This is a genomic window from Delftia sp. ZNC0008 (assembly GCF_000799035.1).
Taxonomy (GTDB): domain Bacteria; phylum Pseudomonadota; class Gammaproteobacteria; order Burkholderiales; family Burkholderiaceae_C; genus Comamonas; species Comamonas tsuruhatensis.
The window spans coordinates 1-3050 of sequence record NZ_JTKZ01000696.1 but is presented as its reverse complement, the minus strand read 5'-3'; the positions used below and the strand labels follow the sequence as shown (position 1 = coordinate 3050).

5 protein-coding genes are annotated in these 3050 nt (G+C 68.2%); all 5 read right to left on the bottom strand.

Annotated elements, in window-relative coordinates:
* Positions 1–376: DMT family transporter (locus L995_RS22665; RefSeq protein ID WP_047473799.1), on the bottom strand; the 376-nt coding region annotated here is incomplete at its 3' end.
* 164 nt (positions 377–540) lie between these two features.
* Complete coding sequence (locus L995_RS22660) at positions 541–909, bottom strand: EamA family transporter (RefSeq protein ID WP_012202070.1); 369 nt, start codon at positions 907–909, stop codon at positions 541–543.
* Entirely contained in the window at positions 899–1840 is a 942-nt protein-coding gene (locus tag L995_RS22655; RefSeq protein WP_016447365.1) for an alpha/beta hydrolase, read from the bottom strand. The genes L995_RS22660 and L995_RS22655 overlap by 11 nt, the downstream gene beginning before the upstream one ends.
* Before the next feature lie 174 nt (positions 1841–2014).
* On the bottom strand, positions 2015–2719 hold the full coding sequence (locus L995_RS22650) for an MtnX-like HAD-IB family phosphatase (RefSeq protein ID WP_016452236.1): 705 nt from the start codon (positions 2717–2719) through the stop codon (positions 2015–2017).
* Positions 2712–3050, bottom strand: a 339-nt coding sequence (locus L995_RS22645) for an HlyD family efflux transporter periplasmic adaptor subunit (protein ID WP_047473798.1), incomplete at its 5' end; no start/stop codon positions are given. The genes L995_RS22650 and L995_RS22645, both read right to left, overlap by 8 nt.

The window sequence follows — 3050 nt, the reverse complement described above, 5'->3', positions numbered from 1 at the left end:
CCGCGTCCTCCTGCGTCTCGCTGACGGCCAGGCAGGCGATGCCGGCCACGATGAACAGGCAGCCGATGATCTGGGGCATGCCTATGCGCTCGTCGAACAGCCAGTACGACAGCGCCAGCACGGAAAGAATCTCCAGATGCGATGCCGCAAAGGCCGGGCCGATGGGCGCGCGCTTGAGCAAGGTCATCCACGAGAAAAAGGCGCCGATGTAGCCCACGAAGGCGCCATAGATCCAGGGCTGGCCGAACACGCGCGCCAGCCAGGCCGTGGAGAACTCCAGCGGCAGCGCCGCATTGCCGGCCTGCTTGAAGCTCAGCTGGGCCAGCGTGTCGAAGGCCATGAGCACCAGAAAGCCAATGAAATAGAAACGTTTCATCTCAGTTATTCACGGGGCTGCGCGCCGCCCGCATCGTATGAAACTGGCGAGCCCCAAAGCCAGGGACACCGAGGAAGGGCCGCCCCGCACCGAGGGTGTCGTCCCCCTCCCGCGAAGCGAGAGAGGGGGAAGGCGCGAAGCGACTCAGGGGGTGCTGTTTCATCTCAATGCAGGCCCACGATGGCGACGCCTATGGACACCAGAACGATGCCTGCCACCCGCATGGGTGCCAGCTTCTCGGCAAACAGCAGCCGGCCCGCGATCATGATGGCCACGATGTTGATGGAGCCCAGCAGCACGCCCTCGGACAGCGGCACCAGCGAGAGAAAGGCCAGCCACAGCACGAACTCGGCCACATAGCAGCCCACGCCCAGCCACAGCCAGGGCCTGGAGGCCATGAAGCGCCAGCGCGCCAGGCCGTCGAGGTCACCGGGCTGGCTGGCAGCGGCCTTGAAGGCCAGCTGGCCGCCGCTGTCCACCAGCACGTTCAGCACCCACAGCGTGATGACCAGCGGCGAGAGATCACTGCCCATGCGGTGCAGCCTCCACAGCCCGGCCTTCGCGGGGGGCGGCGCCGCTGGCGATGCGCGCCACGAACTCGGTGGTGCGCGCGATCACGGTGCGGCGGTCGCGGTCGATGGTGACCATGTGGTAGCTGTTGTCCAGCAGCACCAGCTCGACATGGGCCTGGCTGGCGCCGTGCACGATGTCGTGGGCGTTGGCCACCGACGAGATGTCGTCGTTGCGCGCATGGATGACCAGGCAGGGCGAGCGCAGCTGGGGCAGGCGCGCCAGCACATGGGCCGAGAGGCGGCGCAGCTCGATGATGGACCACCAGGGATTGCCCGGCAGGCCGGCCGCCGCGCTGTCGCCCGAGTGCATCTGCTCGACCACGCGTGCGCGCAGCGCCTCGTCCTTGATGCCGTAGGGCGGCTGCTCCATGAACACGCTGCGGCGGCCAATGCCCAGCGCGCGGAACAGCGGCAGCAAAAAGGCCAGGCGCGTGTAGAAGGGGATGCTCCAGCCGTCGTAGCGGAAGGTGGTGGACAGGGCGCAGACGCCGTCCACCTTGTCGGGATGACGCTGGGCCACGGCCAGCGAGAGCACGGCGCCCATGGACAGGCCGCCGACCACCACATGGTCCACATGCTGCGACAGCCGCTGCAGGCCGCCTTCCACGCTGGCCAGCCAGTCGGTCCAGCGCGTGTCCACGAGATCTTCCATGCTGCCGCAATGGCCGGCCAGCTGGACCGCATAGACGGTGAAGCCCTGCTTGTTCAGCCCCTTGGCCAGCAGGCGCATCTCGGCCGGCGTGCCCGTGAGCCCGTGCACCAGCAGCACGCCGGTGCGCGCGGCAGCGCCCGTGCCGGGCATGACGAATTCATGCTCGGTCACGCAGACGCTGTCCAGCCCCGTGGCAGGCTCGCTGCGCTGAACCAGGGAGAGCCCATCACTCAAATTCATGTCAATTTTCCATGACGCTGCGCGTCGCCCTCTGTCCATGAAAATGGCGTGCCCCGAAGCCAGAGACACCAAGGAAGGGCCTGGGCCGGCCGCGCCGCCCCGCACCGAAGGTGTCGTCCCCCTTGGGGGGCGCCGTGCAACGGGAAGGAGCGAAGCGACTCAGGGGGTGGTATGTCATGCCAGCGCCTCCAGGCCCAGGACGACCTTGTCGAGCAAGGCCGTGGCCTGCTCGAAATGCTCGAAGGGCGCATGGGCGATGCCCCGGCTTTCGCAGTGGGCGATCAGCTTGTACTTGGCCAGCACGAAGTCGGCGCGGCCCGAGACGCAGAAGTCCGAGGTGCTGTCGCCCACATAGAGCACGCGGCCATGCTGGGCCTGCTGCTCGGCCAGGCGCTCGCACTTGCAGTTGCCGCTGGCGCGCGCGCACTGCGCGCTGGCCCAGGGCGAGTCCAGGCGCCAGCTGCGCTCGCCGGTCGGCACCAGACGGTTGGCGATGACCTGCAGATGGCCCAGGCCATGGCGCTCCAGCACATGGCGTATGGCGTAGTCGATGCCGTCGCTGACCACCTGCACCACCATGCCGTGGGCCTGGGCGGCCGCCACGAAGCCGGCAAAGCCGGGATCGATCTCGATGGTGTCCAGGTGGGCGCGCAGCTCGGCCTCGTCCATGTCCAGCAGCGCGACCTGGCCCTTCATGCATTCGCGCGAGCCGATCTCGCCGCGCTCCCAGGCGTCTTCCAGCTCCTGCCAGCCGGGCTTGCCGAAGCGGTTGAGCAGGGTGTCGGTCACGTCCAGCAGGCTGATCGTGCCGTCGAAATCGCTTTGCACCATCCAGCCGGGCGCGGCGGTGTCCAGATACAGGGGAATGCGCTTATTCATGGAACTGCACCCTTACGTTTTGGCCCACGCGCACGGCGGCGGCGGGAGCTTGCTCGAAGACCAGCACACATTCGATGACACGCACCGGCCCGCGCTGCTGGTCGTCCTGCAGCCGCGCCGTGCCATAGACGGGGCTGATGCGCAGCACGCGTGCCGAAGGCAGCTGCTGCTGTGCGAAGCCATCGGCATCCAGCGTCACCGTGGCCCGCATGCCTTCGCGCACGGCGGCGGCGAAGCTTTCGTTGATTTCGGCGCGCACCTGCAGCGGGCGCTGCGGCAGCAGCACCACGGCCGGCGTGCCGGGCACGGCCTGGCTGCCCGCGTGGGTGGC